Source organism: Paenibacillus terrae, from assembly GCF_005217525.1.
Lineage (GTDB): Bacteria > Bacillota > Bacilli > Paenibacillales > Paenibacillaceae > Paenibacillus > Paenibacillus terrae_C.
On the sequence record NZ_PNXQ01000012.1, the window covers coordinates 419,010 to 445,739 of the forward strand.

Annotated in this window: 26 protein-coding genes and 1 riboswitch; of the genes, 25 read left to right on the forward strand and 1 reads right to left on the reverse strand. The window is 48.8% G+C overall.

Translation table 11 applies throughout. The features are described 5' to 3' along the window. The 21 genes from C1I60_RS25590 to C1I60_RS12050 form a co-directional block, all read left to right on the forward strand. Window positions 1-509, forward strand: a 509-nt coding sequence (locus C1I60_RS25590; protein ID WP_252361684.1) for a sensor histidine kinase, incomplete at its 5' end; no start/stop codon positions are given. A 215-nt stretch (window positions 510-724) separates the two neighbouring features. After that, window positions 725-1,360: a response regulator gene (locus C1I60_RS11960; RefSeq protein ID WP_137061908.1), complete on the forward strand. Its 636-nt coding sequence runs from the start codon at window positions 725-727 to the stop codon at window positions 1,358-1,360. Window positions 1,361-1,691: 331 nt separating this feature from the next. Continuing rightward, window positions 1,692-2,435: a YveK family protein gene (locus tag C1I60_RS11965; RefSeq protein ID WP_170970785.1), complete on the forward strand. Its 744-nt coding sequence runs from the start codon at window positions 1,692-1,694 to the stop codon at window positions 2,433-2,435. Continuing rightward, complete coding sequence (locus C1I60_RS11970) at window positions 2,419-3,057, forward strand: CpsD/CapB family tyrosine-protein kinase (protein WP_137061910.1); 639 nt, start codon at window positions 2,419-2,421, stop codon at window positions 3,055-3,057. Before C1I60_RS11965 ends, C1I60_RS11970 begins: the two co-directional genes overlap by 17 nt. Before the next feature lie 39 nt (window positions 3,058-3,096). Further along, entirely contained in the window at window positions 3,097-3,990 is an 894-nt protein-coding gene (galU, locus tag C1I60_RS11975) for a UTP--glucose-1-phosphate uridylyltransferase GalU (protein ID WP_014280252.1), read from the forward strand. Between the two features lie 16 nt (window positions 3,991-4,006). After that, window positions 4,007-4,705, forward strand: coding sequence for a sugar transferase (locus C1I60_RS11980; RefSeq protein WP_025685121.1), 699 nt, complete (start codon window positions 4,007-4,009; stop codon window positions 4,703-4,705). Beyond that, a complete protein-coding gene (locus C1I60_RS11985) occupies window positions 4,705-5,640 on the forward strand; it encodes a glycosyltransferase (protein ID WP_137061911.1) in 936 nt (311 codons plus the stop codon). Before C1I60_RS11980 ends, C1I60_RS11985 begins: the two co-directional genes overlap by 1 nt. A gap of 10 nt (window positions 5,641-5,650) precedes the next feature. After that, the gene (locus tag C1I60_RS11990) at window positions 5,651-6,988 is read left to right on the forward strand and encodes an O-antigen ligase family protein (protein ID WP_137061912.1); all 1,338 of its coding nucleotides are present in this window, start codon (window positions 5,651-5,653) and stop codon (window positions 6,986-6,988) included. A 4-nt stretch (window positions 6,989-6,992) separates the two neighbouring features. Next, window positions 6,993-7,763, forward strand: a complete 771-nt coding sequence (locus C1I60_RS11995; RefSeq protein WP_137061913.1) for a WecB/TagA/CpsF family glycosyltransferase — start codon at window positions 6,993-6,995, stop codon at window positions 7,761-7,763. A gap of 5 nt (window positions 7,764-7,768) precedes the next feature. Then, on the forward strand, window positions 7,769-9,211 hold the full coding sequence (locus C1I60_RS12000) for an O-antigen ligase family protein (protein WP_137062257.1): 1,443 nt from the start codon (window positions 7,769-7,771) through the stop codon (window positions 9,209-9,211). Between the two features lie 5 nt (window positions 9,212-9,216). After that, a complete protein-coding gene (locus C1I60_RS12005) occupies window positions 9,217-10,596 on the forward strand; it encodes a lipopolysaccharide biosynthesis protein (protein WP_137061914.1) in 1,380 nt (459 codons plus the stop codon). Window positions 10,597-10,618: 22 nt separating this feature from the next. Continuing rightward, window positions 10,619-11,458, forward strand: a complete 840-nt coding sequence (locus C1I60_RS12010; protein WP_137061915.1) for a glycosyltransferase family 2 protein — start codon at window positions 10,619-10,621, stop codon at window positions 11,456-11,458. Beyond that, window positions 11,445-12,632: a glycosyltransferase family 4 protein gene (locus tag C1I60_RS12015; protein ID WP_137061916.1), complete on the forward strand. Its 1,188-nt coding sequence runs from the start codon at window positions 11,445-11,447 to the stop codon at window positions 12,630-12,632. The genes C1I60_RS12010 and C1I60_RS12015 overlap by 14 nt, the downstream gene beginning before the upstream one ends. After that, window positions 12,626-13,774, forward strand: a complete 1,149-nt coding sequence (locus C1I60_RS12020; protein WP_137061917.1) for a glycosyltransferase family 4 protein — start codon at window positions 12,626-12,628, stop codon at window positions 13,772-13,774. Before C1I60_RS12015 ends, C1I60_RS12020 begins: the two co-directional genes overlap by 7 nt. Window positions 13,775-13,802: 28 nt before the next feature. Continuing rightward, window positions 13,803-14,903: a glycosyltransferase gene (locus C1I60_RS12025; protein WP_137061918.1), complete on the forward strand. Its 1,101-nt coding sequence runs from the start codon at window positions 13,803-13,805 to the stop codon at window positions 14,901-14,903. 5 nt (window positions 14,904-14,908) lie between these two features. Further along, entirely contained in the window at window positions 14,909-16,237 is a 1,329-nt protein-coding gene (locus tag C1I60_RS12030; RefSeq protein ID WP_137061919.1) for a UDP-glucose dehydrogenase family protein, read from the forward strand. Between the two features lie 286 nt (window positions 16,238-16,523). Continuing rightward, window positions 16,524-16,655: a hypothetical protein gene (locus C1I60_RS26165; RefSeq protein WP_289306517.1), complete on the forward strand. Its 132-nt coding sequence runs from the start codon at window positions 16,524-16,526 to the stop codon at window positions 16,653-16,655. A gap of 100 nt (window positions 16,656-16,755) precedes the next feature. Continuing rightward, entirely contained in the window at window positions 16,756-18,132 is a 1,377-nt protein-coding gene (locus tag C1I60_RS12035; protein ID WP_137061920.1) for a sugar phosphate nucleotidyltransferase, read from the forward strand. Between the two features lie 162 nt (window positions 18,133-18,294). Further along, window positions 18,295-18,375: riboswitch (cyclic di-GMP riboswitch) on the forward strand. Beyond that, the gene (locus C1I60_RS12040; protein WP_170970786.1) at window positions 18,356-19,981 is read left to right on the forward strand and encodes a glycosyl hydrolase; all 1,626 of its coding nucleotides are present in this window, start codon (window positions 18,356-18,358) and stop codon (window positions 19,979-19,981) included. It overlaps the preceding riboswitch by 20 nt. A 49-nt stretch (window positions 19,982-20,030) precedes the next feature. After that, window positions 20,031-22,319 carry a PD-(D/E)XK nuclease family protein gene (locus C1I60_RS12045; RefSeq protein ID WP_137061921.1) on the forward strand — a complete coding sequence of 763 codons (2,289 nt, stop codon included), beginning with the start codon at window positions 20,031-20,033 and terminating at the stop codon, window positions 22,317-22,319. Between the two features lie 310 nt (window positions 22,320-22,629). Continuing rightward, on the forward strand, window positions 22,630-22,812 hold the full coding sequence (locus tag C1I60_RS12050; protein WP_137061922.1) for a hypothetical protein: 183 nt from the start codon (window positions 22,630-22,632) through the stop codon (window positions 22,810-22,812). 55 nt (window positions 22,813-22,867) lie between these two features. On the opposite strand, the gene C1I60_RS12055 is transcribed toward C1I60_RS12050, so the two are convergent. Further along, the gene (locus tag C1I60_RS12055; protein WP_137061923.1) at window positions 22,868-23,236 is read right to left on the reverse strand and encodes a helix-turn-helix domain-containing protein; all 369 of its coding nucleotides are present in this window, start codon (window positions 23,234-23,236) and stop codon (window positions 22,868-22,870) included. 308 nt (window positions 23,237-23,544) lie between these two features. On the opposite strand from C1I60_RS12055, the gene C1I60_RS12060 reads away from it, so the two are divergent. The 4 genes from C1I60_RS12060 (at window position 23,545) to C1I60_RS12075 (ending at window position 26,729) form a co-directional block, all read left to right on the forward strand. Further along, window positions 23,545-24,294, forward strand: coding sequence for a YveK family protein (locus C1I60_RS12060; protein ID WP_137061924.1), 750 nt, complete (start codon window positions 23,545-23,547; stop codon window positions 24,292-24,294). After that, a complete protein-coding gene (locus tag C1I60_RS12065) occupies window positions 24,275-24,961 on the forward strand; it encodes a CpsD/CapB family tyrosine-protein kinase (protein ID WP_137061925.1) in 687 nt (228 codons plus the stop codon). Before C1I60_RS12060 ends, C1I60_RS12065 begins: the two co-directional genes overlap by 20 nt. Window positions 24,962-25,093: 132 nt before the next feature. Continuing rightward, window positions 25,094-25,759, forward strand: a complete 666-nt coding sequence (locus tag C1I60_RS12070; protein WP_289306518.1) for a sugar transferase — start codon at window positions 25,094-25,096, stop codon at window positions 25,757-25,759. A gap of 31 nt (window positions 25,760-25,790) precedes the next feature. After that, window positions 25,791-26,729 carry a GDP-L-fucose synthase family protein gene (locus C1I60_RS12075; RefSeq protein ID WP_137061927.1) on the forward strand — a complete coding sequence of 313 codons (939 nt, stop codon included), beginning with the start codon at window positions 25,791-25,793 and terminating at the stop codon, window positions 26,727-26,729. Window position 26,730: the final 1 nt, after the last annotated feature.

A 26,730-nucleotide genomic window follows, 5' to 3' on the forward strand; every position in this document is an offset into this window, starting at 1 on the left:
AAATTGAGCTGATTCAGCAATCCGCCAATCAGGCAGTGAGAGAGTTAAAAGGAGCCATTCATAGCCTGAGCTCGAAAAAGAGCGGGGGCCCGACTTGGTTAGGAACAGTGAAAAGCCATCTGCATACGCTGTCCAAGCTGAATCATGTACAGATTGACTTTGATATTCATGGGGATCATTTTTCACTGCCGTACTTGTATCAAAAGGCTTTGTTTCGTATCATATCCGAAGCCGCAGGTAACGCAATCCGGCATGGGCTGGCGAAGCGGATTGATGTGAAGTTAAAATTGACGCCCCAAGTGATTAGACTGTCTATTCATGATGACGGAGTAGGGTTCGAGACGGCGAGAATGGTTGCAGGAGGTGAGGCAGTCAGTGCAGGCAGTGGCCTGGGCATGATGAATATGGAATATTTAGCTCATTCGATGGGAGGTGAATTTGATATTTCAAGTCGAATCGGAGAGGGCACACAGATCCGATTGTCCATTCCAGTAAATGCTTATGAATAAGAGTATTTTGCATAAATCCCAGGAGCGATTTCAAATCAGCAATACATAGATCGAAACGGTTTAGTTCGTCTATATATTGCACTTTCGAGCGTTGAGAATGGAATTATGCAAAATGCTGATAAAGATGTGTGAACATCCTGCAATACAAAATCTGCGGTAACAATCGGATACATAGGGATTATGCAAATCCTGAACTGTAGACAGGAGGCCGAATCATGAAAATTGTCATTGTCGATGATCATCCTTTAGTACGGAAAGGACTCGCTGCCGTTATATCCATGCAGCCCAATGTTCAGTTTGCGGGAGAGGCCCAGAATCAACAGGAAGCACTTGTGGTTATCGAGGAAACTGACCCGGATCTGGTGCTGCTGGACTTGAAGCTTGCCGATGAATCAGGTCTGGATATTATCAAAATAGCACGCGGACGCGGGTTCAGAAGCAAATTTATTTTGCTGACATCCTCGTCCACACGAGAAGACTTCCTGAAAGCGGAGGAAGCTTCTGTGGACGGTTACGTACTCAAGGAGGCTTTGCCTGAGGAACTAATTTACGCGATTCATCTTGTCAACAAAGGACGCAAATATTATGATCCTGCTATTCTGGAGAACAAGCTGCGGGAGGATGCGGGCAATCTGACAGACGACCTGACACCGAAGGAAAAGGAAGTATTGGTCGAGCTGGGCCAGGGAGCCTGCAACCGCGAAATTGCATCCCGATTATTCATCAGCGAATTTACCGTCAAAAAGCATGTCAGTCAGATTTTGGCCAAGCTGCGGCTGGCGGATCGGACTCAGGCAGCGTTGTATGCCAATGCGATTGGTCTGGCGAAGTACGAGCCAACGAACATCTAGCGTGTGATACGCTGAAGGCGGTGGCGATGGAAAGCCTGTCCGACTGGGCAGTGCGCCCATGTAGCTTTCCAGTTCAGTTTATATAGCGAGTAACAGAAGAAGCCTCAAAATCACCAGCTTCGGTGGTTTTGGGGCTTTTTTCAATTTATTTTTCCATAATCAACAAAGACTGGTACAAAAGTATACCATGCTGTAGCTAAAAGTATACAATCTCATCCCCCTGTAGTGATGGAGAAAGTGCCGTCAGGTTCCATGTCGTACCCACAGCAGCTTGTTACAATTAGATCATACTTAAAATAAGAAGAAAAATGGTATGGGAGGGAGGATTTTTGTGGAGAAAACCATTTTGGATTATCTGGTCCTAATCAAAAAAAGATTGTGGCTGATTTCGATTTTTGTCATTCTCTCATGCGTGACGACTTACTTTGTGAGCGACAAGGTCGTGAAGCCGGTCTATTCCGCCTCAAGTCAGCTACTGGTTAACCATATTTCCGGTAAGCAGGGAAGCAACAATCTGAACGATGTCAACACAAGTCTTAATTTGGTGGAAAGCTACAAGCAAATTCTCACTTCACCTAAAATTATGGAGGCTGTCGTAACGACTCATCCCGAATTCGGCTTGACGCAGCAAAAGCTGGCAGAAAAGCTGCAGGTCAAAACCTCGGATAAAAGTCAGGTCATCGGCTTGACGTTTGAGGCAGGGAGTTATCCACAGGCTGCCGCTGTTGTGAACGCGGTAACCCAGAAATTCGTGCAGACGGTTCCGGGGCTGATGGAATTGAATAATGTGAAAATCTTGAATGAGGCGGACCCGCGGGCCAATCCTGACCCGACCAATGGAAATCCGCTCATGAATATTGCGATTAGCTTTCTCGTATCGCTGATGATTGCACTGGGCACGATTGTGTTTCTGGAAAGCATCAACGGTACGCTGCGCACGGAAAAAGAGGCAGATGCGGACATCGGTATTCCAGTGATTGCATCCATCCCGGTCATTCGCAAGAAGGACATCGACGGCGCAGCCGGAAATTCCAAAGAACGGGTAGGGGAGCGTAAATATGCTGCGATTGAATGACATGTTGATTACAGAAAGCAATCCTTCATCGTATGTCTCGGAATCCTTCCGTTCCCTCCGTACATACATTCGGCAGCAGGTCATCGGGCAGACGGACCGCGGGACGGTTCTGCTGCTGACCTCGCCAGAGAGCGGAGCGGGCAAAACAACGCTGATCGCCAACATCGGCGTTTCCTTTGCACAAGAAGGCAGGAAGGTGGCTCTGGTGGATTGCAATCTCCATACGCCAGCGTTGCACGAGATATTCGGATTGGAGAATACCGGAGGTTTATCGGCTTATTTGCGCGGTGGAGCTGCTTCCAAGTCCATCGTCAGATATGGCGTGCCGGAGTTGTCTGTTATTCCAGGCGGAGACACCTTGCACAACGCGGCTGATTTGCTCGGCAGTGAACGCATGGTGGAGCTGCTGGAAGAGCTAAAACGCGAATATGACATCATACTGCTCGACTCGGCTCCAGCGCTGAACTATACGGATGCTCGCCTGGTCGCAAGCTTGACGGATGGTGTGATTCTCGTCGCCAGACACGCCCGGACCAAGCGGGAAGATTTGCGCAAAACAAAGCAACTCATGGATCAGGCCGGTGCGACACTGGTTGGAATTGTGATGAATCAGGTGAAGTAAGCAACACCAAAATTCGATGATGCAAGGAGAATGAGTGCGATGACGAAAAGAGTGAAAAAGGCCATTATTCCAGCAGCAGGTTTGGGTACGCGCTTCCTTCCTGCAACCAAGGCAATGCCTAAGGAAATGCTTCCGATTATCAATAAGCCCACAATTCAATATATCGTGGAAGAAGCGATTGCTTCTGGTATTGAGGACATTATTATCGTAACGGGCAAAGGCAAGCGTGCGATTGAGGATCACTTTGACAACGCATTTGAGCTGGAATCGAAGCTGCTGGAGGACGGCAAGCTGAAGCTTCTGGAAGAGGTTCAGCGTTCTTCGGGAGTAGAAATTCACTACATTCGCCAGAAAGAACCCAAAGGTCTGGGACATGCGGTATGGTGCGCAAGACGCTTTATCGGGGACGAGCCGTTCGGTGTACTGCTGGGCGATGATATCGTAACAGGTCAGAAGCCTTGCCTGCGTCAGTTGATGGATCAATATGAGGAAACTCAAAATTCCGTCATCGGTGTACAGCGGGTACCGCAGGAATTCACGAATCGCTATGGCATCATTGAACCGGATCAACAGGACGGACGTCTGTACCGGGTAAACAATTTTATAGAAAAACCGGCTCCGGGCACAGCGCCTTCCGATCTGGCTATTATGGGTCGTTATGTATTCTCACCAAAAATTTTCAAATATCTCGATCTTCAGGAAAAAGGGGCAGGCGGCGAAATTCAGTTGACCGATGCGATCCAAAAGCTGAATCAAAGCGAGCGCGTATACGCCTACGACTTTGAAGGAACACGCTACGACGTGGGTGAGCGTCTTGGTTATATTTTGACCACACTTGAATTTGCACTCGCTAGTGATGATTTGAAGTATCCGGTTATAGAAGCCATGCACGAGTGGCTGAAAAAGACCGAGAAAGCAACCACGGCAGGTTGAGAGGGGGTACGTCAGCATGAGCATGGAAAATTTACCGGAGGACGGCGAGGCTGTCATGTCAGGTAAAGCGTTTTACATGCCATACGGAAATACACAAATTCAGGATAAAACGTCTTACCTGGTAACCAAGCGATTGCTCGACATGTTGCTGTCTTTCGTGGGTTTGATCGTATTACTGCCGCTTTTTATCGTGGTGGGTGTTTTGATCAAGCTCGAAGATCCGAAGGGAAGCGTTTTTTTTAAGCAAATTCGGGTGGGCAAGAACGAGAAGCTATTCAACATGTATAAATTCCGCTCCATGGTGTCCAACGCCGAGGAGCTGAAAAAGGACTTAATGGAGCTGAATGAAGTGAGCGGCGCCATGTTCAAAATTAAAAACGACCCGCGAATTACGAAGATCGGCAGTTTTTTGCGCAAGACGAGTATTGATGAGATTCCACAGCTGTGGAATGTGTTGGTCGGGGACATGACGTTAGTAGGTCCACGTCCGCCATTGCCGAGCGAGGTTGAGCAATACTCTGATTATGACAAGCAGCGCCTGATTGTCACACCAGGATGTACCGGCTACTGGCAGGTGAGTGCACGTAACAGTGTAGGCTTCGAAGAAATGGTGCAAATGGATTTGAAGTATATTCATGTTCGCAATACGTGGCTCGATCTGAAAATCATCATGAAAACAGGCATTAAAATGCTGTTCTCCAAGGATGCTTACTGATGGATGCATTCAAGCGGTGTCCCGCAGTGTCCGTCGTTATTTGCACCTATAACCGGGCTGATCTGCTGGAAAAAACGCTAATGTCGCTGCTGGAGCTGAACGACCTTGCGCTGGCTGAGATCATTGTGGTCGATAATCGCTCCACCGACCATACGGCGGCAACGATCAAAAGATTTAATGCCGAGCACGGTCATGATATTCATCTTCGGTATCATTATGAGCGCGAGCAAGGATTATCAGCCGCTCGTAATGCGGGTATTACGTTATCGAGGGCAGAAGTCATTGCTTTTCTGGATGATGATGCGATCCCGTGTGCTACATGGCTGCAAACGATTATGTCGACCTTCGGAAATAATTCCGAACTGACGGCCATGGGCGGGAAGATAGATCCTTTGTTTGAAACGGAACGACCGGGCTGGCTGACCGGGCCGCTTGAGTTGCCTTACACGATTATTGACTTGGGAAAAGCCATCCGTGAATATCCGGCGGGACTGAATCCGTTCGGAGCGAATATGGCCATGCGCAAAACAGCTTTTGCTGCCGTAATGTTCCCACTTCATTTGGGAAGAAAGGGAGATATTCTCTTATCTGGTGAAGAATCGTGGGTATTTGAGCAGATTCGTAAAAATGGTGGAACGATCATGTATCATCCTCACATGGCAGTGAAGCATTTTGTTCCGGCTGCACGCTTAACAAAGGAATGGATCATGAACCGTTACTACTGTCAGGGTATGTCTTATGCTGTTCAGGCCGCAGGCCTGCGCGGCAACGTGATGCTGATGGCGAAGACGGCAGCCAAATGGCTATACAACACGGTGGACTCCCTGCTGGCACGTACTGAGGGCAGAAAGCTGTTGAACCGGTGCAGATTTGAAAGTATACGGGGAACCCTGGATACGCTGCGCAACCGGAAAAGCGAGTCAGCTGCGGGGTGAAAGATTGATCATGAGCAACTATCCTTGGACTTCAAGAATAAACACAATACAGCATGTTTTCATTTTTCTTCTAGGCGCTCTTGCTGTAGGAATTGCGGCTACTTATCAGCCGGTGGCCAGCATTGCGGCGGTATGCTTACTGCTTCTGCTGGCCGTTTCTATCCATCATCCAGAGCGCATCAGCTATGCAGTTCTGCTGAGTACGGCGGTATCGGTGGATTCCTTGTATCAGGGTGGCGTATTCGGGATCGAGATTTTGTCATTATACAAATTGGGCATTTTGGCCTTGCTGGTACCGTGCATGCTCGTTTACGGCATACGTCTTAAATTTAGCTATCCGATCTGGGCATTGGTGATCATGCTGGGGATTACATTTGGATTTTCAGCATGGCTGCCTACGCTGACGACCTCGATTGCAGTGAAGGCGTTCGTCGGACTATCATTGCCCTTCTTTTTTTTACTGATCCAGTGGAAGAAGGAGGTGGCCGAAAAGCATATCCGGTTGGTCAGCCTGCTGCCGATCATTAGTGTGGTCGTTGGACTCGTTTTACAGATCGTAGGTATGCATTCGTTTACCGATGTGGAATTTACGGGAGCGGTGAGAGTACAGGGGGCGAATATTCCGCCGCATCTGGCGATGCTTTCCTTCCTCGGGATTGCCGTCTCGTTGATTGAGGTCAAACGCAAGCCGCAGCAAGCTGCCTTTTATTATACGGTGCTGGCGCTGAACTTTTTGATTCTGATTGCTACCGGCACACGCGGGCCGATTCTGGCACTGTTGCTCATGTTTGCTGTGTATCTGTTCGATATCGCCAGGCAGTATCTCAAGGGGAAAATCAATTATTTGCTACCGCTGGCCGGATCGTTTTTGATTGCTCTGGGGGCGGTGGCCCTGCAATGGAACAATTTAAAAAAACGCTCCTTCGAGCGGGAGACCGATACGGGAATTGATCTGTCGGGACGCTCGGAGGCATGGGAATATTTCTTGAACAGAGTACAGGATTATCCGTGGTCAGGCAGGGGTCTTGGCGCGGTGACGGTTGCGAACGACGGGACGTTATTCAAAGGCTTTGTCGTGCCGCATAACGAGTATATACGCTTTTATTTTGACACGGGATATATTGGCTGCGGGTTATTGATGCTTTCATTGCTGGTCGTGTTCGTTCTCATTTACCGGTCGCTTGCCAAGTCGATCAAACCTTATTTTGCAAGCTTGATTGCGGGCTTTCTGATTTATTCATTTTCAGATAACACGTTGTCGACGGTTCAGATGATTATTCCATTTTGCTGGTATTTGAACGTTTTATACCAGACATCTACTCAAACCGATTTTCGCAAAGAGAAGTGATACGATGAGCAGAGTGAACATGTTCGATGTCAACTTTGATAATTATGATTTTAACGATCTACTCGAATTTATAGATACTTCTATTGAGCATCAGCGTCATTCCTACATTTTGACCTGTAATGTCGATCATGTGATCAAACTTCGCAAGGATGATGAATTCCGCAAGGTATACTCCGATGCAGGAGCTGTGGTGGCTGATGGAATGCCAATTATATGGGCGTCCAGGTTGCTGAAAAAACCCCTCAAGCAAAAGGTATCAGGCTCCGATCTGTTCACCCGGCTGGGGGAGGCTTTTGAGGATCGAGGCTATCGCTTGTTTTTTCTGGGGGCGGCGGATGGTATTCCCGAGAAGGCGATGCTCAATCTTCAGGAGTCGTACCCGAACATGAATGTAGTGGGCTGTTACTCTCCTTCCTATGGCTTTGAGAAAAATGAGGAAGAGAACAGACACATTGTCCAATTGCTGCAAGAGACCCGCCCGGACATCGTTTTTGTCGGCGTAGGCGCACCTAAACAGGAAAAATGGATTTACAGATATTACGAGACATATCGCGCTCCGATTTCGATAGGGGTGGGAGCTACGTTTGATTTTCTGTCGGGAAATGTGAAGCGTGCACCGGAGCTGATGCAGAGGACGGGATTTGAATGGTTTTGGCGGTTGTCTCAAGAGCCTAAACGTTTGTGGAAAAGATACTTGATTGAGGATTCCCAGTTTCTCGTACTGCTGTTTAAGGAAATGTTCAAGCGGAACCGGGTGAAGGGAGGTCAGGGGTGAGAAATATGACTCGGCTGGCAGATCAGCAGGTTTCCGTTTGGTTAGGAAATCGGCGTGGAATTGGCATGATCGGCATGGGAGTGCTGGCTTGTATGCTGCCACTCGCCATCGGATTTGTCAGCGCCAAGATGAATCCCACCATGAGCCAGCAGGGAGCCATATTGCTGGCACTCGTTTTTCCGGCCTTTTTGCTGGCGATTATCCAGTCGCGGATGCTGATTCCGTACACACTGACGGTGTGGGCAGTAGGTCCGGAAATCCGGCGCATTGCAGACTGGTTGGAGGGAACGTATCACTCGGTGTCCTTGTTGAGCTTGGCACCGTTGCTGGTCAGCAGCATGTTGGTTATTCCTGTGCTGCGTGGCATTCATCAGGCGGAAAAGCCATTGACCCGAATTGCTGTGTTTTTTGGGATTGAACTAGCCTACGGAAGTATGGTCGGGTTGTTCAAAAATGGAATCGTTTTTGCCTATGATTTAGCCAACTATGTGATTCCTTTGCTACTGCTGCCTTATCTTGCGATTAAGCCCATGAAAGCTAAGGAGCTGGACCGTCTGCTGTATTCCTATGCTAATATTGCCGTTCTCGTGGCGATTTACGGCATTATTCAGTATTTGACGGTGCCACCTTGGGATGCGTTTTGGATGAATAACGTAGAGATGAATTCCATTGGTATACCAGAGCCACTCCAAATCAGAGTTTTCTCTTCGATGAACTCGCCTGGTCCCTGCGCTATTTTCCTGGCAATGGCGCTTGTACCCATGCTGATGGAAAAACGGTGGCGCGGCACCTTGGGATGGATCGGAGTCCTGCTGACGGTCGTTTGTCTTTTGATCACGCTGGTACGTTCAGCCTGGCTGATTGCATTCGTTATGCTGCTGGCGTATATCCTCACTTCATCCTCCAAGGGAAAGTGGAAAACCTTGTTTCAACTTGCTGTTGTTGGCCTCCTTCTCTACATCATTGTTCCGAAGCTGCCGGGAGCAGAAGGTCTTGTGGCACGCATGCAAACGTTGACGGATATTCAACAGGATCATTCGTACAATGAACGCTTGGATCTGTTGCATACGATGCTTCCGGCCATTGTCGGTAATCCGGTAGGGCAGGGGATCGGGAGTGTCGGAATTGGGACCAAGCTAGATAACGGCGGCGATCTCGGTGAACTTGGGATTATGGATAATGGCTATATTGCCATTTTTCTCACCTTCGGTATTTTCGGAGCATTCTTTTTCTTCGGTGGTCTGTTCGTTATCGTCAAGCGCCTCCTTGTCCGCATTGCCGAGCGAGATTCCAGCCAGCCTTATATCAGACTGGCGTTGGCTACGTGGGCCGGAGCTGTAGCCAGTCTCATATCGGATAACGGTTTTCCCGGTATGCGCGGCTATCTGATCTGGATGATGATCGGAATAGGACTGTGGGCGAAAGATGTTATCGCGGAAAGAAGGTAGAGGCTGTGCAAAACTTACAAACAATATCCGCACCTGTCCGAACACTATGGTCCACGGTCGTTCGCTTTGCCAAAAGCAAGGATAGCAGCTCGGCAGCAGTTAAAACGATGATATTCAGCATGCTGATTCTCGTCGTAAACATGCTGACTGGCGTGCTGACGGCCCGATTCCTGGGTCCTACCGGACGCGGGGAACAGACCGCGATGGTGAACTGGTCCCAATTTCTCGCCTTCTGCATGAGCTTCGGTGTCCCGTCCGCGTTGATTTACAATGCGAAAAGGAACCCGGAGGAAACAGGCAAGCTGTACGGCCTCGCCTTGCTACTGGCGACGATGTTCGGGGGCTTGGCGACACTTATCGGCGTGTTCCTGATTCCTTATTGGCTGCGCTCCTTTTCTTCATCGGTCATCCTGTTCGCTCAATGCTCCATGATGATGTGTCCGCTTATTGCGATCTCACAGATCAATAATGCATTGCTTCAGGTCCGGTCGGAATACAAGCAGTACAATTTGTTTCGGTATCTGGTGCCGCTGAGTACGCTGCTGGGTCTGGCGGTCCTGATCCTGACGGGTCAAATGAATCCGTACACCTCAGCCCTGGCCTATTTGCTGCCAGGTTTGCCGATTTATATCGGTGTCACGATTCGAATGGTTCGGCTGTACAAACCGAAGGTGAAGAACAGCTGGACGCAATTCAAAAATCTCTTCACCTACGGTATGGGCTCATACGGCAACGATCTCATGGGGCAGGTTTCTACTTACATTGATCAGATCCTAATTGCGGGTCTGCTCAGACCGGCCGATCTCGGCTTATATGCGGTAGCGGTCAGCCTGGCCCGGATGGTGAATGTATTTTCAACCTCGATTATCGTCGTGCTCTTTCCCAAAGCCTCCGGGTTAAACAAGGAGGATGCGGTTGCAATAACATTCCGGGCATTTCGGGTGACTTCAACAGCAACGATTCTGGCTGCCATGATGCTGATGCTGATTGCTCCGTTCGTATTTACATTGCTATATGGTCAGGAGTTTAAACAAGCGCTTACGGTATTCCGGTTACTGGTGCTTGAGGTTGCTATCAGCGGAGGAACCATGGTGCTGGCACAGCAATTCATGGCGCTGGGTAAGCCCAAGCTGGTTACCATCCTACAGGGTGTCGGATTGGCGCTCGTCATACCATTGCTGTCTATACTCGTTCCGAGATACGGCTTGACGGGTGCAGGGATAGCAATGCTGTCTTCGGGGATTCTACGGTTCGGTTTCATTTTATGTAATGTTAAATTCGTTCTGAAAATGACAATTCCGAGACTGCTTATTTCCAAACAAGATATTCAATGGCTCCGATCAACGATGTCACACTACATCCGGAAAAAGCCAGTTAACGGTTAGATAAAGAAGGAGGCACCCCCTAATGAACCACATGTCTAGCGTTCCCGCGGACAACCGGATATCCGTAGTTATTATCGCTCAGGATGATGGTACTCGAATCACAGCCGCCATTAAATCCTGCCAGCCCTTTGCGGACGATATCGTCGTCATTGACGGAGGGAGCAAGGACAATACGATTCAGGTAGCTGAATCATTGGGCTGTCGGGTGTTTTCCAACCCATGGCCCGGTTATGCGAAGCAGCGCATGTTTGGTGTTGAAAAAGCCGAGTTTGATTGGATTTTCCTGATTGATACAGACGAGGTGGTAGATGCGGAGCTTCTTGGAAATTTGTTGAAGGTCAAGGAAACGCTCCATGATCCTGCCAAAGCATACTCTGTGTTTCGAATTGGTGATTTTTTGGGCAAATGGATGAACAAAGGCGAGCATTTGGTTCGTCTGTACAATCGGCGTATTTACGGCATTACGAATAGTCTTGTTCATGAAATGCCGGATGTAGCCTCTTCCCAGATCATTAAACTGGAGGGTGTGTTATGGCACTACGGCTTCCGCAGTATCAGTGATCATATGACCCGTTTTAACAAGTATACGGACCTCGAAGCAGAGACGGCCTTTAACAAAGGCAGATCCTTTCGGATTTCCAGGCTGTTGTTGCGACCTCCAGCCCGCTTTGTGCAGAAGTATTTTGTCCAAGGCTTATACCGCAAGGGATTGGCAGGTTTTGCTGTAGCGGTCTTTTGGGTGATGTACGAGTTTCTGGTCTGCTTCAAGCATTATGAGCTGACGAAGCGGCGGAAAAAAATAGAGATTGTGGAAGACGGACAGACCGAGCAGAAAGGAGAAACCAGCTATGTCGTACAATAACGGTTTTCGCATTGCAGCAACAGGGCTTAGCTGGCCGTCCCTGCAGCCCGGCGGATTAAACACGTACTTCAAATCCATCTGTGAGCAACTGGCAGAGCAAAATACGCTGGATGCTTTAATCTGTAGCGATGAGAAGCCGCAAGTACCTGAAAATATCCGAATTCATTCGATTGGCAGCAAGCAGCAATCCATCTGGAAGCGTCGAGAGCTGATGCAAAAATATGCAGCAACGCTGTTCGACAAGCAGCCGATAGATGTGCTGTACTCCCATTTTGCCCCCTATGGTGTCGGACCGGCGCTGGAGGCGAAAAAACGGGGAATTCCGGTAGTCACCACCTTCCACGGCCCATGGACGGAGGAAATGAAAATTGAAGGGCAAGGCCTCAAGCATCTGCTGAAAACAACGTTGGCCAAATCCATTGAAATGAAGGCATATGGCCTGGCGGACAAATTTGTAGTGCTGAGTGAAACCTTTCGGGATATTCTGCATGAGCATTATAAGGTTCCACTCAGCAAAATCCATATCATTCCCGGTGCAGCCAATATAGAGAGGTTCCATCCGGCAGAGGATCGGGGGACGGTGCGGGAACGGCTGAATTTGCCACAGAATGCGACGATTGTGCTGACCGTCCGTCGTCTTGTTAACCGAATGGGACTGTTGCAACTGCTGGAAGCATGGCGGCGGGTAATTGAGCGTCATCCTGATCATCTACTGCTGATTGGAGGGAAGGGACCTCTGATGGAGGAACTGGCTTCCAAGGTGGCAGAATACAATCTTCATAATCATGTGAGATTGCTTGGATATGTATCGGATGAGGAACTTCCCCTGTATCATCAGGCATCGAATATGTTCGTTGTGCCGACACAGGCACTGGAGGGCTTCGGCCTGATTACGGTGGAAGCGATGGCCTCGGGGGTTCCGGTGATGGCGACTCCTGTAGGCGGCAACAGGGAAATTTTAAGTGGATTCCGTCCGGAGCTGTTGTTCCGGGGAACGGACAGCGAAGCCATTGCGGAAGGACTGCTGCGTGTGCTGGATAACCGCGAAGCCCTTCCCAACGCACGGGAATGCAGGGACCATGTCCTGAGCAAATATACGTGGGGACATGTGGTGGAGCAGGTGGAAGATGTGTTCCGGCAGGTCCTTGACAGAAAGGCGGCTGCAAAATGCTGAGAATAGCTTATATTGACCACACGGCAAGATGGAGCGGCGGCGAAGTCGCGTTGTATAACATACTGACGAACGTCGGGGAACATATCGATCCGCTGGTGATTTTGGCGGAGGAAGGCGATTTGGCAGATCGTCTTCGGCAGCGCAACATTGATGTACGTATCGTTCCGCTGGATGATTCCATTCGCAATCGGGGACGGAATGCCGTCAATCTGGGTGCGCCTGCGGCAGCCTACCGACTGTTGGCTTATGGGAAAAAGCTTGCGCCTTTGCTGCGCGAGGAAAAGGTCGTGTGTGTTCACACGAACTCACTCAAGTCGGCGTTCTACGGCGCGGTAGCCGCGAAGTCAGCGAAGGTGCCGTTGATCTGGCATATCCGTGACCATATCGGCCCACCGTACCTGAAGCCGATTGTGGCCAAAGGCATTCGGCTGATGTCCCGCTTTTTGCCTAACGGCGTCATTGCCAATTCCAAGTCCACGCTGAGTGCGCTGGAGCTGCCCCCGGACAAAAAGACGCTCGTCGTCTACTCGGCATTTGCCAAAGCGATTACGGCCCGTGATGCGACTGCAAATTCACGTGACGATGACTCGTTTAACGTCGTATTGGTCGGCAGACTGGCAGAGTGGAAGGGACAGCACATTTTACTGGAAGCTGCTCGCTCTTTTTTACCAGATAAGCGTGTGAAATTTTGGCTGGCTGGAGATGCGCTGTTCGGCGAAGAGGAATACAAACGCCGTCTGGAATCCACGATGCGCGAATACGGATTAGACAACGTTAACTTACTTGGACACGTCGATGACATTCAGGGCTTGATGCAGCGCTGTGATCTGCTCATTCACACCTCCATTACACCGGAGCCGTTCGGGCAGGTCATTATTGAGGGCATGGCTGCAGGTCTGCCAGTGATTGCTTCGAATGAGGGTGGACCCAAGGAAACCGTTGTACCGAACGAAACCGGGCTGCTTATTGAACCGGGTGATCCGGCCAAGCTGGAAGAAGCCATCCGCTGGATGCTGGAGCATCCGCAGGAACGTCAGCACATGGGCGATAAAGGGATGGAACGGGTCAGGAAACATTTTGTTATCGAGAACACCGTTAAGGATATAGTTCATTACTATAAGGGTTTGTTGGCAGGAGTCTGACCGACATTCGCGTTAAAGGATGATTCAGATGAAAATAGCGATAGCACACGATTACTTAATCCAAATGGGCGGAGCGGAAAGGGTGGTAGAGGTATTCCACGATATGTATCCGAAGGCTCCAATCTTCACAACGGTGTTCAGCGACGACCGCCTGTCGAACAACTTGAAGGATGCAGATATTAGAGCCACCTGGCTACAGCACATCCCGGGAGTGAAGGCCAATTTCAAAGGAGTGCTGCCGCTGTACCCCATTGCTATCCGTGATTTTGATTTTAGGGATTTCGACATTGTTTTAAGCTCCAGCAGCGCATTTATGAAAAGCATCCAGGTACCTAAGCATACGTTTCACATTTGTTATTGTCACACACCGATGCGGTTTGCCTGGGATTACGATACATATATGGCCCGGCAGTCCAAATCCAACCTGCTCAAAAGCATGCTAAAGCTGTACATGAATCGGTTGAAAACATGGGATGCCAAAACTTCTCGCAATGTAAACCAATTTGTCGCCAACTCTTCGGTCGTCCAACGGAGAATTCTGCACTATTACCAACGGGAGTCGGATGTCATTTTCCCTCCTGTTAATACATCCCGTTTCCAACGTGCTACAAGCATTGGTGACTATTACCTGATCGTATCCCGGTTAGTGTCCTACAAGCGCGTTGACCTGGCGATTGAAGCATTCAAGCGCAATGGTCTCAAGCTGCGCATTGTCGGTGAAGGACCGGATCGTAAAAGACTGGAGGGCATGGCCTCCCCGAATATTGAGTTTCTTGGCAGACTTGAAGACGAAGAGGTCAACAAGCTGATGGCAGAATGCCGGGCGCTCGTTTTTCCGGGGGAGGAGGACTTCGGTATCACGCCTCTGGAGGCGAATGCGGCTGGACGGCCTGTTATCGCTTATCAGGGCGGGGGAGCGCTGGATACCATTGTTCCTCATGTGAATGGTGTATTTTTCCGCAGACATCAGGTAAAGGATGTGCTGGAGGCGGTCGCCAAGGTCGAGCAGCATGCATGGGATGTGGACGGTATCATTAGCCATGCACGCAAATTTGATGAAGATACGTTCAAGGATCATTTCAAAAAGTATGTAGAGCAAGCCTATGTGAACTTTCTAAAAGGAGGATGAACGGAATGAAGCTGGCTGTAATCGGTACTGGATACGTTGGGCTCGTCTCGGGCGTGTGTTTTGCACATAAAGGTAATGAGGTGATTTGTGTCGATCTGGAGCAGCACAAAATTGATATGCTGAACCGGGCTGAATCTCCTATTTATGAACCTGGCATAGAGGAATTGATCGCGTTAAATATGGAAGCGGGTCGTTTGGAGTTTACTTCGGATTTGGCCGACGCGGTTCGCCGCTCGGATATCGTTATTTTGGCGGTGGGTACGCCGTCTCTAGCTAACGGTGAAGCGAATTTGTCCTACATTGAGCAGGCGGCTGCTGATGTCGGGAAGGCCATGAACGGGTATAAAATTATTATGACCAAGAGCACGGTGCCTGTCGGAACGAACGAAAAGATCAAGGACGTGCTGGCTCATCATACGAGTTTGTCCTTCGATATTGTATCCGCTCCGGAATTTTTGAGAGAAGGCTCTGCTATCAATGATACACTCCTTCCAGACCGAATCATTATCGGCTTGGACAACACGGGGCTGCGTGAAACGATGGTTACGCTGCACCAGGTGTTCACGGATAAAATTTATGTGACGGATATCCGCAGTGCCGAGATGATCAAATACGCGTCCAACGCATTTCTGGCGACCAAAATTTCGTTTATCAACGAAATCGCCAATATTTGCGAAAAGGTAGGCGCGGATGTTACCTGTGTGGCTGACGGCATGGGGATGGACAAACGAATCGGGTCCTCTTTCCTGCAAGCAGGGATTGGGTACGGTGGCTCTTGCTTCCCGAAAGACACGAATGCGCTCATCCAAATTGCGGGTAATGTGGATTATGAATTTAAGCTGTTAAAATCGGTGGTCGAGGTGAACACGGACCAGCGTTTCATGATCGTATCCAAGCTGCGCGAATCGCTGGGTCAGCTACGCGGCGTGCCGATTGGCATTTGGGGCTTGGCCTTCAAGCCGAATACAGACGATATCCGCGAGGCTCCGGCACTGGAAATCGTAGAAACGCTGATTCAGGCAGGTGCTATTGTGAAGCTGTATGATCCGATTGCAATGGAAAAATTCAAGGAGCGCGTGAATCATCCGAATATTGTATGGTGCGCATCCCCGCAGCAAGCTGCCGAAGGAAGCGACGCGGTCTGCCTGCTGACCGATTGGGAAGAGTTCAAAAATGTAAATCTCGTACAATTGTCTTCCATTCTGCACAAGCCAGTCCTGATTGACGGTCGTAACGTATTTACGGAGGAGCAGATTCAAGGCTCCGGGCTGGAATACTATTCCGTGGGTCGTCCGCGGATGAGTGGGTGGAATCGGGATAAGGTGGAAGCTTAAAAAGTGGAACATTAAAAAGTGACTGTGGTGGTGTTGGAGGCGCTACGCGTGCAGATTGTTCTTCCGATTGCTGTTACCCCCGGATTTTCTTGATTGTATAAAACATTCAAAGGTTAAAATCCGGGGATAAAGGCAAACGCTGACGCTTCTTCAGAACAATTCTGCCCGCTCCGCTGCTTTTACCGCATGGAGTCACGATTTTTAACCTCCCACCTTATGGGGGGAGGTAGGAAGAGCAGATCCGAAGGAGCGGCTCAGTGAAGCCGCTCCTTCGGATCAAAGCGCCATGCGCCGGGCGCGCGAGCGTCTTTACAGGCTGACCGGACATGAATCGTCCGGTCGTGCCTTTTGCAATAAACGGTATGATCGGCATGATGCATTTTTGAGTAGCGCAGGGATGGATTTGAAGCTGGAGTAGCAACAGCGATCGTAAGATCAAATCCATACCGTAGCGGGCTCGGGCTACTCAACTTTGCCCCATCCGATCACCCATACATTTAGAGAGGAAGTGGAGAGTTATGAAGCTCGTACTTTTGTCTGGTGGTTCCGGTAAGAGATTATGGCCTTTGTCCAACGATTCCCGTTCCAAACAATTTTTGAAGGTGCTGGAGAGTCCAGAGGGTAATTCGGAATCTATGGTGCAGCGGGTGTGGAGACAACTGGGGGATAACGGCTTGTCCGAATCCTCGTTTATTGCAACAGGGAGAGCGCAGGTTGAAATGATTCAGAGTCAGGCTGGGCAGGATACGCGCATCATTGTTGAGCCGGAGCGAAGAGATACCTTTCCTGCCATTGCGCTGACAGCGACTTATCTATATTCCATCGTTGGAGTTTCGCCCGATGAAATCGTTGCTATATTGCCGGTAGATCCCTATGTAGAGGATGCTTTCTTTGCTACAGTCGCCCAGTTGGAACATACTCTTCAGGAGAGTGAAGGCAAGCTTGCACTAATCGGGGTTGTCCCATCCTATCCTTCTGAGAAATATGGTTACATTATACCGAAAAATGATGCCACACAAGGTAGCACAGGCTACCGCGAAGTGAGCCATTTTCAAGAGAAACCCGACCGGGAGCAGGCGGAGCGTCTGATGGAACGCAATGCTCTATGGAACTGCGGGGTTTTTGCATTCAAATTGGGTTACTTGCTCGATATCTTGGCATCCAAAGGTTTGCCGCTGAACTATGAAGAAATGCAAAAGCAATATTCTTCTCTGGAAAAAATCAGCTTTGACTATGAGGTAGTCGAGAAGGAGCAGGACATCGTTGTTCTTCCGTATGATGGATTCTGGAAGGATTTAGGTACTTGGAACACCTTAACGGAAGAAATGTCACATCAGCAAGTGGGCAGAGGCGTAGTCACGGAGGATTGCGTCAATACGAGCCTTATCAACGAACTGGATATCCCCGTGGCAATCATTGGAACGAATGATCTGATCGTAGCTGCCAGCCCGGATGGCATCCTTGTGACCAATAAGGCGGAAAGTCCGCGCATCAAGGAAGTGCTCAAGGCTCATAATCAGCGTCCAATGTACGAAGAGCGCCGTTGGGGGCATTATCGAGTAGTGGATTATGTGAAGTATGACGAGGGCAACGAGGTATTGACCAAGCGAATCCGTGTGCTGCAAGGCAAAAATATCAGCTACCAGCTTCATTTCAAACGGAGTGAAATTTGGACCATTATTAGCGGTGAAGCGGAAATTATTTTGAATGAAAAGCTGCATAAGGTGAAGGCTGGTGATGTGGTTCGCATTCCAGAAGGGACGAAGCATAGTATTTTAGCCGTGACTGATGTGGAATTGATCGAGGTACAGACAGGTTCTGAGTTGATCGAAGAGGATATTGTCCGTTTTTGCATGGATTGGGATGAAATTTCCCGTCACAAGTTTATTTCATAAATATTTTGCAAAATCCTGAAAGATGAAAAAAAGACTCATTTATGAAGTTATTTAGCTCAAACTGTCGAAAATACACGAAAATCTGTAAATTCATAAACATGACCTATTAAATTTTGGTAAAAAAAAGTCGATACTTAGGGTAAGAAGGAATCCAAACTCCTTCCACGATAAACGCAGCCCTGTTGAAAGGCAGGTACGCAAAGCTAAAGGGCCTTCCGTGAGGATGGCAGCCTGGCTACCGAAAGGAAGAGCGAGAGTGAGCCCCTATTTTACCCCTGTGTATCGATGGATACGCAGTGTACTCCCCGTTGTTATGCTTTTTTCTTTGTTGCCTGTCGGTTTCGGTGAATCTCTGTCCGTGGCGAATGCTGCCACATTACAGCCTGTTAATTCGGACGCTTCTGCTGAGGCCCGTGAACTATACAGCTATTTGATCAGCATCTCCGGGAAAAAAATGGTCACAGGTCAACATGACTATTTGGAAAGTCCGGATGAATTAAGCAACAAGGTCCAAAAAATCAGTAAGGCGTATGTTGGTGTACATGGCTACGAGATGGGGGCCATCTCCGGTCAGTCCGCCACTACGGAGGCAGCACAACGTAAAAATGTCGTCGATAGCGCCATACGTTGGAGTAGAGCTGGCGGCATGGTTACAATGACTTATCATGAACCGCTGCCGGGTAAACCACTGACTTGGGCTAATGTGCAGGCGAAAGTAAGCCAGGCGGAGTTTAATAAATATGTGACGCCGGGTACTGCGCAGTATAATCTTCTCATTGCCGATCTGGATAAGGTCGCTATATCGTTAAAGCAGCTTCGTGATGCAGGAGTTCCAGTATTATGGAGACCTTACCACGAAATGAACGGCGACTGGTTCTGGTGGGGAAATAAAAACAATTTCAATCAGCTATGGGATATCATGTATGACCGTTTTGCAAACACGCATCAACTGAACAATCTGCTGTGGGTATGGAGTCCGAATGCGCCTAATTCGTACACTGTCCCATATACCCCGAAATATCCGGGGGATGACAAAGTGGATATTTTGGCTGTAGACATTTACAACCATGATTTTAAGCAAAGCCATTACGAAGGACTGCTCGGACTGGCACGGAATAAGCCGATTGCCATTGGGGAACACGGTGAGGTACCCAGTCCCGAGGTGATGCAGGCTCAGCCAAAATGGGTGTATTCCATGACCTGGGGCAAGATGCTGACCGAAAATAACACGACGGATCAGATTCAGGATTATATGAATGATTCGACAAGCTTGACGCGGGATGATGTGAAAAAAGGATTAGCTGCGATGAAAGAACCTGACACGGAGCTACCGACCGTACCGGACACGGGGTCAAACGATCCAACTCCGGCTCCGCCAGTGGTAAGTAAACCAACCCCGCCTTCCGTTCCGGATATGGTTTATGCGAACGGGCTGCGGGGTGAATATTTTAACAGTATGGATCTGGACGGCACCACTGTTTTGGTTCGTACAGACAGTATGCTGGATTATAACTGGCGTGCGGCCTCGCCTGATCCCAAGGTGAAGGCTGATCAGTTCTCGGTCCGCTGGACGGGCAAAATCAAGCCGCAATATAGTGAGACCTATACGTTTACCACGATTTCTGATGATGGTATTCGTGTATGGGTAGACGGCAAGCTGGTTATTGATAGCTGGTTCAAACAAAGCTGGACGGAACGCAAGGGCAGCATTACCTTGCAAGCAGGCAAAATGGCAGATTTGAAAGTTGAATATTATGATGAAAAAGGCGACGCAATGGCACGTCTGATGTGGGAAAGTCAGCATGAAGCGAAAGCGGTAATTCCCGGCAACGCTTTGTTTCTTCCTTGATATATACTCTTTCCCCGCCAAAAATTTTGAGGAGAGAGGGTGGAGCACAATGATGAAAAATTGGTTGACCCAAAGGTATATAGTAGTATTGGCCGGGCTGCTAGGGGTCGCAGCTATAGCGCTGATTGCCTGGTTTATTCATACGCCTCCCAAGAGTGAAGAACTTCAGACGATTAAAGTAGCGGCGGCCAGTCCGGTATGGAAGATTGGTCAGCGGGATGACTCTTCAGCAGAATTTAAAGGTATGGTTGGTAAGGACAATGTCAATATTTCGGCGGCCTCCACCGAGTCGTCTACTAAAGGAGCATCGTCAGCGATGTCCATAGCAGAAAGTACAACGGCTCCGGTATTGCTCAGCAGTGGAGATATTCCTCCCGGTTTAAATGCGTCCATGAATCCTGAACTATCACTCCAGTACAAGCTGGATCAGGTTCCTCCCAACGGGATGATATTTCGTGTACGGATTTTGGATGCGGGTAAAGCCGTTCCCCAAATGGCTGTATTTTCAAATCATCAGTTGTCCGGTATCATTCAGATTGCCGGGGTTTCCGGCACAGGCAGTGCATATAATTTCAAAAACAACTACGAGCTGTATATCCCCAAAGAGCAATTGCAAAGCGGTGTTAACGTACTCAAGCTAAAGACAGCGCGCTGCCTATACTGCTCCTCTGCTGAAGATAAAAATGTGTGGTGGACTTGGGATGACTTGAGCTTGGAGACGTTAGCTTCCCCTGCGACCGAGCCGATACACGGTAAATATATACTGACCGGAACGAATGTGAACAATAAAGAATTTTATTATGATCAGGGTGCGGTAAAACATTTACCATACGTTCTCAAATGGCTGGGAATTGCATATAGCGGCAATGTCATGAGAGTCACATGCGCCAGTAATGTAAACAAGGCATGCACAGACATGGGAGAGTACTACCAAACGTTGAAGCAGTATAATATGCAATCGTCGGCCTTGTATTTATATACGGGCGATATCAAGCTGCAAAAAGACGGTTCCCTGCCGGAGACAGCCAAGCAGAAGTTGCGCGATTATGTAAAAAAATATGGTTCATACCTGCAATATTATGAAGTGGATAATGAACCGGGATTGTTTAACCGCTCGAAAGCGGTCAATCTGGCCGTTGCCAAGTGGCTGAATACGGAAGGTAAGCAATTGGCGCCGCATCTCAAAACGGTAGCGCCGGGCTGGGCCTACTGGCCGACGTATTCGACCAAGGCTTGTAAAAACCAAACCGGAGGTACGCCGAAATGCGGCGATCCGGATGGATGGGAGCGGGACCCGGCACAGCGTAAACAACTGGAGGATGTCACCGACCTGACTAACGGGCACGCCTATGGCGAATCGTATAATGAAGAGGGCGGGGGCAGCTTCGTCCAAAATTTGAAAACCTTCGGCGGTTCGAGCAATGGGCTGGAGAAGAAGATGCTGAATACGGAGTTTGGTACGAACGATACGCATCGGGACAACCCTGATTACGGGGCCAGTCAGCCACAAGCAGCAGCATTCGACCGGATTATGCGTTCGCAGATTGGTTTTGCCGATATGTTTATCCAGCATGCTGCTTTTTATAAGGACTACACGTTGTTTAAAACCGGCTTTGACTTGCAAAATCACAATCCGGCGAATACGGAAATTTATCCGTTCGGACAAGGGCAGGACAGCCGTGTAAACATCATGAGACGCTTGAGTCTGGCTTATGCCACACACGGAAAACCATTGACTTATACGGTCCTGAATCCAGAGGAAACGAAGGATAAGATGGTCTATGTCCGTGCAGTGGATACGTCTAAACTGAAACCGCTGGCTGGCAGTGGGGCCACCTCGGACAAATTGCTGGTGAATCTGGTGAATTTTGAATCCACAGCACAGACGATCCGTGTACGGGTGACGTTGCCGAAAGTCGGTTTGTACACGGGTGAACGCTTCGGAGCTGGCTCTACGTACAGCCAGGCACAGCGTTCCATATCGGGACTCAAGGCTTCGCCTGCCCTTGATTTTGAAGAAAAGCTGGGGCCCGGCGAGTCGGTCCAATACATTCTGGAATTGAAAAGTGCAGATCAGGCCGCAGCTTCGGCCCCTACAGAGGTGAAGGCCGCCTCTGTTCAGGAAGGCGCGGTAAAGATTGATTGGCTTCAGGCAGAAGGCGTATCCGCCTATGATGTGCTGCGTGCGGACGGGACAGACGGGGCGTATCAGGTGATTGCCTCGGAAGTAGCGGGAAGCACGTATACGGACCACACGGTGAAAGCCGGAAGTCACTACGCCTACAAAGTCCGAGCGACCGGGGGCACTCAGGTGTCTCCCGCGGCCGAGGTCGCTTAATCAGGACAGATACAGAGTAGGACCAGAGTCGAAGAATACCTTACATGCAACCGAAAATAGAATGCCTAAGAACCTATCGGGAGAAAGTAGGACCTGACAGGTTCTTTTTTATCTGTAAATGGTTCTGATTTGGCAGTTCATTGCGTATATTTTAGAAAAAAACACGAAAATCCTTTAATTTTCTCGCCATAAGACGACAACATTGCAGGTATGTATTCATATATAATAGTTTTGCTCATAACTATACATACATGGTTTGTGGGGATTCTCTTTCCGGTGACCAAGAATGATAAAGTGAGGTTAGTGCCGAATGAACAAGGAGACAGAATCAGGGATGGACAACCCTCTTGTACGTAACAATGTACGGAAAGCAGACAAACCTGTCGTCCACTTGGACATCCGGGATATTTTGCTTCAATGCGGCATCACGATGCCGCATTGTCTACAGAGCGAAGCTGACGGAACCAAGGGCCGAAAGGATAAGAGCTTGTAAAATATCGGTTGCCGGTACTGCTTAAAAATAGGAGTGAACCGGCTCCCATCCTTCTTTATTTCATCATTCGTTCCATGCGGACAAACGCGATAAAACGCTTGGCTTCTTCCTCAGACAAAGTTCGTCCATCAATGGTTAAATTAAAACGTTGCAGGATATCTTCATCGGACAGCTCCAACTGGTCCACAAATTCCCTCACATCTGAATCCAAAATTGCTGCCGGATGGCTAGTGCGTCCTACCAAATAATCAATGGATACCCCGAAAATGTCTGCAAGCTTGGTCAGTATCTCAAAATCTGGCTTGCGCCGGTTTTTTTCATAGTGAGAAAGAGCCGCCCGCGTAATTCCGAGAGATTGCGCTAGTTCCTCTTGTTTTAATCCCTTATATTCCCGTAATTCAGCGATGCGGGTGCCATAATTCATCTGATATTCCTCCTGAATGCAAGGTTGAGAAAGAAAAAAAGCGATTTTACACTTGACAAGATACGATTCGTATCATAAATTAGTTATGTAAGATACATAACGTATCGATGTTTTGTAGTTTTAACCATATGTTATCGTTTATATACCTTGGGAGGCCACCGATGGTTTGCACTTGTGCTTATTCGCTGGCTAGACCTTCTATGCGCTATTATACAACATTTTACTATAGATTATATGGTCATGCTATGCAGAGGATCAGTACAAGCGTCATTGCATCGAAAACAAGTCAATCAGAGAGGACTGGTCTTGTGCAGTTGAAAGAGTACATCCGTATGATCCGAAAAAGAATATGGTTGATTGGCGGTATCGTATTGTTGGTATGTGCTGTGGTGGGCGTGAAAAATGTATATTTTACCCCTCAGATTTATGAAGCGACAGCGAAGCTTATTATCAACCAGACACCAAGGCCGGATCGAGCGGGTGTCGTCGATTACAGTGTCGTTCAAACGAATATAGCCTTAACGAACTCCTATAAGCAAATTATGATGTCCTCGGCAATTATGGATCAGGTGGTCGCCAGCTTCCCCGATCTCAAGGTCACTCCTTCAGCTCTGACGCAAAAACTAAGAGTAAACACCGCAGGTGATTCACAGGTCATGGATTTAACAATCCGTGATTTATCGTATACGAAGGCTGTCAAAACCGTAAATGCGGTAGCCAAAGTATTCAAACGACAAATTCCCTCTATCATGAAAATGGACAACGTCACGATTCTAAGCGAAGCCAGTCTGACTGAACCGGCTGTTCCCGTGAATAGCAATCCCGCTATACAGATGTTCATTGCTTTTTCCGTCTCCTTGTTGCTGGGTATAGGCTTGTCGTTTTTGCTGGAAGTGCTGGACGATACCTTTAAAAATGAAGAGGATGTTGAGAAAGAACTCGGCCTGCCTACCCTATCCCTGATTACGAAAATGAAAAAAGAAGACAGACGCTCCGACGGTTCAGCTACAACTCCCAAACAGGTAGGTGAAGGACAATATGCCGCGATTAATCAATAACCAGCTTGTCACATCCCTACATGCCCAATCTCCTGTTTCGGAGGAGTACCGTATGCTTCGCACGAACATTCAGTTTTCTTCTATAGATGAGCCGATTGAGGTTATGATGGTCGCATCAGCTCAGGCGGGTGAAGGCAGGACGGTTACGATCAGCAATTTGGCTGTAACGTACGCGCAAGAGGGGAAGAAGGTGCTGGTCATGGACATGGATTTGCGCCGCTCTTCCTTGCACCACATGTTCGGCTTGCGTAATCATACTGGACTGACGCGGGTCCTTGCCAACCAGCAGCCGTGGCAGGAAGTAGTTCAGGAAACCGGGATTGATCATCTGTATGCCATTACAGCTGGACCGACTCCGCCGAATCCGTCCGAAATGCTCAGCTCCCGCAGAATGAAAGCTCTTCTGGCTGAGCTGAAGGAGCATTATGATGTGATTTTAATGGATACGCCGCCGTTGCTGTCCTTTCCGGATGGCTTCATTATAAGCGCCATGTGTGACGGAGTGATTTTGGTGGTCCAGGCAGGGAAGGTCAAAAAGGATATCGTCAAGAAAGCGAAAGCCAATTTGGAAAGAGTAAAGGCACGTATTTTGGGCGTGGTGCTCAACAACGTGAAACGGTCGAATACTCGTGCGGAGCGCGGCATGGAGGAACGTAACCTGACATGAATAGAAAAAAGGGAAATGAGAGTCAATTAAATTCTTGTAACAATGAATAAATGATACTTATTAATCTGAAGCCAAATCAATTGGAAACTGAGGTGATGAGCTGTGTCTTCCCACTCGAACGAGGCCGAAGCTTTGAGTACATCAGTGGAAGTGTATGCGGCCGCTCATGGGGTTGAACGCCAGCAAGGTTTGAGCGTATATCCGTTCGTGAAGCGAAGTATGGACATCGTGCTGTCATTCATTGGATTAATCGTGCTATGTCCGGTATTTCTGCTCGTGATTTTGCTGATTAAGCTGGAGGACCCGAGAGGAAGCGCTTTATTTTATCAAGTTCGTATTGGTAAAAATGAGCGGCCGTTTCGCATGATCAAATTTCGTTCCATGGTGTCCGATGCTGAGGATAAATTGTCTACGTTGCTGCTGGAAAATGAAATCGAAGGTGCAATGTTCAAAATGCGGGATGATCCACGCATCACCCGTATTGGGCGCTTCCTGCGCAGAACGAGCATTGATGAGCTGCCGCAACTGTTGAATGTATTACGTGGGCAGATGAGTCTGGTAGGACCCAGACCTCCGCTGCCGAGAGAAGTTGATGATTATACGGTTAGGGATAAGCTGCGTCTGACGGTTACGCCAGGCTGTACCGGCCTATGGCAGATCAGCGGTCGTAATCATCTGAGCTTTAACCAGATGGTAGAGCTGGATCTGGAATACATATCCAGACGTAGTTTACGCACGGATATTATCATCATGCTGAAAACGTTCCGGGTGCTATTGGGCTCCAACGATGCATATTAAATTCACTCCAACAGGAAGGGCAGGGGAAAGCATGGATCTTCATTCCAACATATATGTAGCAGGGCATAACGGACTGGTGGGCTCCGCCATTGTTCGGGCGTTGAGCAAGGCAGGCTACCGTAACCTGATCACCCGCACAAGCAGCGAGCTGGATCTGCGCAACAAGGAGGCTGTAGACCGCTTTTTTGAAACTGAGTCGGTGGACTATGTATTTTTGGCAGCAGCCAAGGTAGGCGGGATTCTGGCGAACAACGATTACCCGGCCGATTTTATCCGTGACAACCTGCTCATACAGACGAATGTGATAGACGCGTCATACCGGGCGAATGTAAGCAAGCTGCTATTCCTTGGGTCTACCTGTATTTATCCCAAATTTGCCCCGCAGCCATTGCGGGAGGAATATCTGCTCACAGGTGAACTGGAGTCTACGAATGAAGCCTACGCTATCGCTAAAATCGCCGGGATTAAAATGTGCCAGTCCTACAACCGCCAATATGGAACCCGTTTTATTTCGGTGATGCCTACGAATTTGTACGGTCCAGGCGACAATTTTGATCTCCAGACCTCTCATGTGCTGCCTGCGCTCATCCGCAAGTTTCACGAAGCCAAGCTGAATCAGTCCCCAACGGTAGAAGTATGGGGCTCCGGCACACCGCGCCGTGAATTTCTTCATTCGGATGATTTGGCGGAAGCCTGTCTGTTCCTGATGAATAGCTATGAGGGAAATGAGATTGTGAACATCGGCGTTGGGGAGGATATTTCTATCCGGGAGCTGGCTGAAAGGGTGAAGGAAGTCGTCGGTTATGAGGGGGAAATTACCTTTAACACGTCCGCTCCCGATGGCACACCGCGCAAGCTGGTAGATGTGACCCGAATTTCCGGACTGGGCTGGTCGGCGCGTATTCCATTGGAAGAGGGATTAACGTCTGTCTATCAGGCATTTCAAGGTCTGGATCTGGTTGAACAATAAA